The following is a 6,666-nucleotide window of genomic DNA, read 5'->3' on the forward strand; positions in this document are numbered from 1 at the left end:
AGGCTATGATCTACCTCGCCGCCGCCGTCATCAACTCACGATGAATCCCCACAAGCCTTAGGTCGCCACATAGGTGAAGCCGCTCACCCACAGGGCGTTCGGCCGCGGCGCCGTGAACTGCCGGTTGACCCGGTCGCGCGGGCAAGGGGCTGCAGCGTCGCTGACGGTCGTCCGGATGCTCTTGCCGCGCACCACGCCTTCGAGGCCCATCTGCCACATCAGCCGGGCGACCGTGCAGCGCGCAACATCGAACCCCTCGCGCTGCAGCTGGCGCCAGACCTTGCGCACCCCATAGACGCCGAAGTTGGCCGCAAAGACCCGGCGGATCTCCTGGCTGAGGTCGGCGTCCCGGCGTTCCCGGGCCGGTCTGCGGTCGGGATGGGCCTTGCGGGCGGCGTGCTCATGGTAGGTCGACGGGGCGATCGGCAGCACACGGCAGATCGGCTCGACCCCGTAGTCCTCCCGATGCTCGTCGATGAAGGCCTTCATGGCTTGAAGCGGCGGTCGCGCTCCGCCTGGGCAAAATACGCGCTGGCCTTGCGCAGGATCTCGTTGGCACGGGGGTGTTCGCTTCGTCATGGCTCCATCCGGTCAGGAGTTGGAGCCTCCGGGAATCCCGGTGCGGTTCACAACAGGCCGACCCCGAGATCCGCGGCAATCGCGCGCCGGCTGCGGCCGCTGGTCAGGGCGAGCCGCACCGCCTCATCCCGAAACTCTCTCGTAAAGCGTGTGTGGGGCATGGAGATCCTCCTGCTTCATCAGCGGCTCTCCAGCTTTTCGGAGCAAGTCCAGCCCGCCTGTACGCAGTGGTGCGTCTGCACGGCAATCTGTTCCAGCCATCGTTCAAGCTACAGGAGAAGACGCGGATCGGAGCTCGTGTGATCAAGCGCTATCATGCGCCGGTATCGCCTGCCGCCCGCGTGCTGGCTCATCCCGGTGTGAGCGAGGCAGACAAAGAGCGGCTACGGGATCTGATAGAAGCATCGGATCCGGTGATGCTGTTCACCGGGATTCGTGTGGCCCAGGAAGAGCTCGGGAAGCGGGTTGATCGTCGTGGCCTGAACAGCACGCCTGAGGAACCAGTCGCCATTGATCTTCAGCGCTTCGCGGCGAGCTTGAAGACGGCCTGGCGGGCCGGCGAGACGCGACCGACGCACCGACGGCCGTATCGGCGCACCAAGCCATATCCGAAGCGGCCGAGCATGTTTGAGCCGTATGAGTCTCGGATCAAAGCGTGGCTTGAGGCCGAGCCCGCGATCCCGGCGGCAACGGTGCTCCAGCGGCTCATGGATGTTGATCCGTCGCACTTCCGGACGAGGAGCCTGAGGATGGTACAAAAGGTTGTGAAGACTTGGCGGGCTGACGTGATGGGGCGGATCATCCTCGACGGAGACTGGATCAAGCGGGCGCACGCCAACCCTTCAGCCACCCGAAGGAGAGATCGTTCGTTCCATCACAGCGCCCGGTAACATTCTTCGGTGAGGCAACAGGTACAGTCACTTCTACAAGTCGGCACTGACGTGGACTTTGCATCGCATCGATGCCTTCCTGATCCGCTGGGCCTGCAACAAATTCAAACGGTTGCGCCGGCGGCGCCAATGGCCGAACATCGGGAGCCGTATGACGCGAGAGTGTGCGCCGTGCAAAACGGCGAGTCGAATCCTCATCCAAGATGAGAGGAGCCGGGAGAAGTGCTTCTGGGTCAACCACCTGACCGGATGGCGAAAGCCTTACGGGACAAGAGCATGGTAGTAAAACGAGGGCTGGGCGAACATGCCAGACCCAACGCCCCGCAAGGCCCGCGCGATAAGGTCAAGGCTGGATTGCTTGAACCCTAGTCACCAGCGATGGAACCGCACATCCCGCGCCACGGCATGTCAGGGCACGGTCGGCAGGATAGGACGGTTTACGTTTCGCGGCCTGAAACTCCCCCTGCCGAACGACGGCCAATGAGGCTGTTCAAGGGGACGAACGGAGGACCTATTGATCTTCACAGAAGTCCTGCAAGGGAGAGCCCTGCGTGGCGAAAGAAGCTGACGATCATCTCGGGTCGGCGCTGAAGACGGCTGAATTCGCGGCGGACCATGCGATGGAGATCAGCGACTGATCCGGGCAGTGCGTTCTCCATGGCACGCTTGACACAGGCATTACACTGCTCCTCTGGGTTGAGCTCCGGCGCATAGGCCGGCAGATAGGCTGCCGCATAATCCTGCGGGTGGGCTGCGATGAAGGCGGTGGTCGCCTGTGACCGATGGGCGTTGAGCCGATCCCAGACCACCAGCAGGGGCGTGCCGATTTTGCCGCGGAAGTAGCGCAGGGCCGATATCACGGTCTGGCTCGAGACGCAGGTGCGGACATGACGGGCATGGAGCCGCCCGTCGGGCGTGATCGCCACGATACTCGACACCTCCCGCCGCTTGCTCACCCGCTGGAGGACCGGGGTGATCCCGCGCCGCGCCCAGGTCGTGCCCGGCCGGGCGCGAAAACTGTGGCCGGTCTCATCCACGAGCAGAAGCGTGCGATGCTCGCGGTGCGATTTTTTGAGTGCCACCCAGTCCCGCTTGGGCCAGACCGCGATCACGAGTTCGTCGCGCTCCTTAGCCCGTGTGGCCGGACGCTGCACGGTGAAACCATGGGCCTTGAGCGGCCGCTCCAGATAGCGTGGGTGATAGTGCACTCCGAACTCGCGCTCGATCAGGACGGCAATGCGCTTGAGGGTCCAGCGCTCGGTGGCAAAGCCTGCCGCCACCGCGCCCCGATCCAGGAGCCGGCTCAGTCGGGCCCAGGCTTTCTCATCGAGCCGCGGTGGGCGTCCTGTGATGGGTTGGGCTCCTAGGCCGCGCCGGCCCTGCTGAGCCAGCGTGCCAGCCCAGCGCGAGACGCTGGCCGGGCTCACGCCAAGGTGTCGGGCGATCTCGGCCTGGGAGAGCCGTCCCTGCCGCAGCAGCGTCGCGGCCGCCAGACGGCGCTCCTCCATCTGTTCCGGCGTTAGATGCGCTGGGCGCCAAACGTTGTCACCCATCGCGCACCTCCTCACGAGGATCGACACCGCCCTATATTACACCACTTTCGTGAACGTCATTAGCCGCGGCAATGCAACTGAGGGTCGCTTACTGGCGATTGCAGAACGAAGGGGTATCCGACGAGGACGGCTTTGAGGAGGTTGATGCACTGGCTGCGGCGGGAGTTTACGGGACCATCATGTTGGATGAAGCTGTCGGAGCAGCCGATCGCTTCATCACGGAGTTCTATCCTTCACTCTGCGAGTTGCTCACGTCCGAGAAGGCCTATTTCGCGTCAGAGGGCGACACCTGAGAGGGATGAAGCCGGGTCGTGTCAATCCGAGACACATACTCCGGGTCTGCTCCATCATGGAGGCGGCCGACAAGCTCATGGTCCTCCAGGAGGGCAAGATCAGCCAGTTCGGCCCGCGAACCTCCGTCGTGAGCGCGATCACCCCCGGCGAGAAGCCGATGGCCGCCATGAAAGGAAGCGCATGAGCAAGCGTTCGGACCTCATGGAGCGGAAGCCGTCCGTGCCCGCGACGTACATGGCCGTGAATGTCGAACCGGCGAAGGACCGCCTCCCGCCGCGCGATCCCGGCGAGCCATCCTATCGCGGACCGGTGATCGCCGGTCTGGCGACGATCTTCCTCGGTCTCGGCGGCCTCACCACATGGGCCTTCTCGGCGCATCTGGACAGCGCCGCGATCGCGACGGCCACCGTGGTGGTCGATTCCAAGCGCAAGACCATCGCCCAGCAGGTGGCGGAACTCAAGGCCATCGCGAGCCTCGTCGAGAAAGGCTATGCACCGCGTCCGCGCCTCATGGAAATGCAGACGCGCGAAAGCCAGCTGCAGGGCAACGCCGGCGAACTGAAGTCCCGCAAGGCGAAGGCGGAGCAGGCCAAGGCGGCGGAGCTGGAAATCCTTTTCCTCGGCAACGATTTCCAGCAGCAGGTCGCATCGGATATTCAAACCGCGCAACTCGAACTCGCCGACACGGTCGGGCGGATCGACGCCAAGGACATTCTGCGACGCGTCGAGATCGTCTCGCCTGACCGGGGCACCGTGACCAATATCCGCTCCCGTACCCTGGGCAGCGTCATCGGCGCCGGGCAGCCCATTCTCGATATCGTGCCGGAGAACGAACCGCTGATCGTCGAGGCCAAGATTGGCCCACGCGATGTCGATTCGGTCCGCGTCGGCGCACCGGTCCAGATCCGGCTGACCGCCTACAACAGCCGCAGCACGCCGCCACTCGCGGGAAAGCTGACCTATCTCTCCGCCGACCAGCAGATGGACGACCGGAACAATTACGCCTACTTCGTCGCACGCGCCGAGATCGCGTCGGAAAGCCTCAAGGCGAATTCCAAAATCACTCTCTATCCCGGAATGCCCACCGAAGTCCTGATCGTCAACAAGCCTAGGCGCGCTGTCGACTACCTGCTGCCTCCGATTACTGAAAGCTTCGATCGCGCATTCCGGGAGGAATGACCCGAAGCCCTTCAGGCCCCTCATGCCGGGCCGCTACGTCGCATCGCCGCCGCGCGATGCGACGCGCGAACGATAGTTCGAATTTCGAAACAAATAGAATCCATTCACAAAATATATTTGAACAAATTAAATACAATATTGACTTATATATACTAGTAAATTGATGCTCAAGGAAAATACTACTTTCGGGTTTACAAGTAGTTCTTATTGTTTTACTTAGTTTACACCGGGACACTCTCGACACAATCACCTCCCGGAAATCTCCTTGCGCAAATAGCGCTTCATTTTGGCTCGAACATGCAACCGGGTGCGTCGCGGCTTGCCCGGTGCTGACAACAAGGATGAGAGATATGGCGACTATTGGTGGTGGAGCCTCAAGCGACGTCCTGCACGGCACCCACGGTCCGGATGTGATCTTCGGAAACGGTGGCGACGACCTGATCTTCGGCGGCAACGACAGCGACGCTCTCTCCGGCGGCGCGGATGACGACGTTCTGTTCGGCGGCAACGGCGATGACATCCTGCTCGGCGGCGCCGGAGACGACTATCTTCGCGGCGGCAACGGCAACGACATCCTGAACGGTGGCGACGGGGCCGACGTTCTCGAAGGCGGTTCGGGCGACGACATCCTTCAGGGTGGTGCTGGCGACGACATCCTGCGCGGCGGATCCGGCGACGACTTCCTGAATGGCGGCGCTGGCGACGACATCCTCCAAGGCGGCGCCGGTCGCGACACGTTCGTGTTCAGCGGCGGCGGCGGCAACGACGTCATCCTCGACTTCAAGGCCGGCCAGGACATCCTGCAGATCTCCAAGGGGATCAACGGGACCGATATCGCTTCGGCCGAGGACCTTGCCAGCCGCGTCCATCAGGTGGGCCACAATACGATCGTGGACCTCGGAAACGGCGACACGGTCACCCTCGTGAACGTGAGCGCCGACGACATCAACAACAACCCGAGCGACTACTTCTCGGTTCACTGATCCGCCTCTGCGGCAAAGAGCGGATGTCGCGGACGTTTCTGCGGCGTCCCACAGGGACAGATGGAGACAAAAAGCGATGGCGGAGCTTGCCGTGCTCACCTCACCAGCCAACGATCTTGCCTCCCCCAAGGCAGCCTCTCTCGGGCGCGACGTGGTTCTGCTCACCTGGGACGTGCCGCACGTCGAGCGGGGCTCGTCCTCGAGCCTCAAGAGCGGCGGCGACGACATCTGGCCTTCCGCATCGCTGCGCCTCTCCCTGCCCGACGGCGGATCCCGCCTCTTCTGGATCTTTCAACGCCCAGCGGACGAGCGAGCAAGTCCCGATCTGCACCTCGAAGCCCACGGCTCTGAAGCGTCCCTCAACATCGATCACGATGCGGCGCTTGCCTCGGCGGATGTCGAGAACCTGATCGACGGCATCGACAGTCATGGTCGCGTGGCTCTCGTGTCCGCCTTGTTCAACGTGTGGAGCACGATGTTCCGACTTCGCCGGGACAAGACCTTCATCGACCTTCTCACCGAGCTTCTCTCGCGGATGGCTCCGACGTAGACCTTGGCCATCGTCGGAGCCATCCAAGGTGGAGCGGCGTTCACGGAATCCGATCGCTAGAGCATCGGACGCTTTGTCGGACCCGCCCGGTTCCGACCTCTGCCTATTGGAGAGGGGTAGTGCGTCGCGGATCCGTCGTTTGGTCCGATGCTCTAGACGCCAAGCGTCTGCTGCGCAAGAAGCAAGGCATCACGCCCCGGGTGATGATCCCCGGCAGACTCGCGAGCTACGGCGCGGCCAAGCGAGAGACTACGCCGGGCGTCGAGCATCGGCCGCACAAGGACTGAGACAATCGTGCGGAGAACAGCCATCAACCGACCCGACGACGCGCGTGCACCATGAAGCGATTCACGTCAGCCGGGCAGGTCCAACACTTCCCCTCAGTCCACGATCAAGTGGCCAATTTCTTCTGCCTTTTCGCCGCCCGCAATGCCGCAGAACCTCGCGAGGCCCGCTCGCAGGCCTTTACTGCTTGGGCCGAAGTGACAGGCGTTGTGGTGAACTTCTGATCTGGCGACCACGAGGAGGCACTCTGCCTTCACCTCGCTAAATTGACGGTGTCATGCAGTGCTTCTAGATCCTCGGCGCAGAGGATTTGACGGGTTGGGGGTGGCGCAGGAGGGGCAGGCCTTCAGGGG

7 protein-coding genes, 1 pseudogene and 1 other annotated feature are annotated in these 6,666 nt (G+C 63.0%); of the genes and pseudogenes, 6 read left to right on the plus strand and 2 right to left on the minus strand.

The window, feature by feature from the left end; all coding sequences use genetic code 11:
* Nucleotides 1-60: 60 nt before the first annotated feature.
* Nucleotides 61-560: pseudogene (locus tag KBI52_RS02705) on the minus strand (IS3 family transposase); the annotation flags it as partial.
* Nucleotides 415-531: a sequence feature (AL1L pseudoknot), on the minus strand. (Overlaps the previous pseudogene by 117 nt.)
* A gap of 318 nt (nt 561-878) precedes the next feature.
* Between KBI52_RS02705 and KBI52_RS02715 the strand changes: the two are divergent.
* Nucleotides 879-1,469: a hypothetical protein gene (locus KBI52_RS02715; protein ID WP_262266529.1), complete on the plus strand. Its 591-nt coding sequence runs from the start codon at nt 879-881 to the stop codon at nt 1,467-1,469.
* A gap of 521 nt (nt 1,470-1,990) precedes the next feature.
* Here the strand turns inward: KBI52_RS02715 and KBI52_RS02720 are convergent.
* A complete protein-coding gene (locus KBI52_RS02720; RefSeq protein ID WP_210805151.1) occupies nt 1,991-3,022 on the minus strand; it encodes an IS630 family transposase in 1,032 nt (343 codons plus the stop codon).
* A 298-nt stretch (nt 3,023-3,320) separates the two neighbouring features.
* Here KBI52_RS02720 and KBI52_RS02725 point away from each other — a divergent pair, with 298 nt between their 5' ends.
* From KBI52_RS02725 to KBI52_RS33870, 5 genes are all read left to right on the plus strand, one after another.
* Nucleotides 3,321-3,500: a hypothetical protein gene (locus KBI52_RS02725; protein WP_210805161.1), complete on the plus strand. Its 180-nt coding sequence runs from the start codon at nt 3,321-3,323 to the stop codon at nt 3,498-3,500.
* Nucleotides 3,497-4,495, plus strand: coding sequence for an HlyD family efflux transporter periplasmic adaptor subunit (locus tag KBI52_RS02730; RefSeq protein ID WP_210805153.1), 999 nt, complete (start codon nt 3,497-3,499; stop codon nt 4,493-4,495). Before KBI52_RS02725 ends, KBI52_RS02730 begins: the two co-directional genes overlap by 4 nt.
* Nucleotides 4,496-4,845: 350 nt before the next feature.
* Nucleotides 4,846-5,478: a calcium-binding protein gene (locus KBI52_RS02735; protein ID WP_114948665.1), complete on the plus strand. Its 633-nt coding sequence runs from the start codon at nt 4,846-4,848 to the stop codon at nt 5,476-5,478.
* A gap of 76 nt (nt 5,479-5,554) precedes the next feature.
* The gene (locus KBI52_RS02740) at nt 5,555-6,028 is read left to right on the plus strand and encodes a hypothetical protein (RefSeq protein ID WP_210805155.1); all 474 of its coding nucleotides are present in this window, start codon (nt 5,555-5,557) and stop codon (nt 6,026-6,028) included.
* 119 nt (nt 6,029-6,147) lie between these two features.
* Nucleotides 6,148-6,315 (plus strand): hypothetical protein, encoded by a 168-nt coding sequence (locus KBI52_RS33870; protein WP_210805157.1) that lies wholly within the window; start codon nt 6,148-6,150, stop codon nt 6,313-6,315.
* Nucleotides 6,316-6,666 lie beyond the last annotated feature (351 nt).

Origin of the sequence: Microvirga sp. HBU67558 (genome assembly GCF_018069605.1) — a bacterium.
Taxonomy (GTDB): domain Bacteria; phylum Pseudomonadota; class Alphaproteobacteria; order Rhizobiales; family Beijerinckiaceae; genus Microvirga; species Microvirga terrae.

Coding starts and splice junctions, on each gene's coding strand:
- KBI52_RS02720 (WP_210805151.1), bottom strand. CDS start 3,022: ATGGGTGACAACGTTTGGCGCCCAGCGCATCTAACGCCGGAACAGATG.
- KBI52_RS02725 (WP_210805161.1), top strand. CDS start 3,321: ATGAAGCCGGGTCGTGTCAATCCGAGACACATACTCCGGGTCTGCTCC.
- KBI52_RS02730 (WP_210805153.1), top strand. CDS start 3,497: ATGAGCAAGCGTTCGGACCTCATGGAGCGGAAGCCGTCCGTGCCCGCG.
- KBI52_RS02735 (WP_114948665.1), top strand. CDS start 4,846: ATGGCGACTATTGGTGGTGGAGCCTCAAGCGACGTCCTGCACGGCACC.
- KBI52_RS02740 (WP_210805155.1), top strand. CDS start 5,555: ATGGCGGAGCTTGCCGTGCTCACCTCACCAGCCAACGATCTTGCCTCC.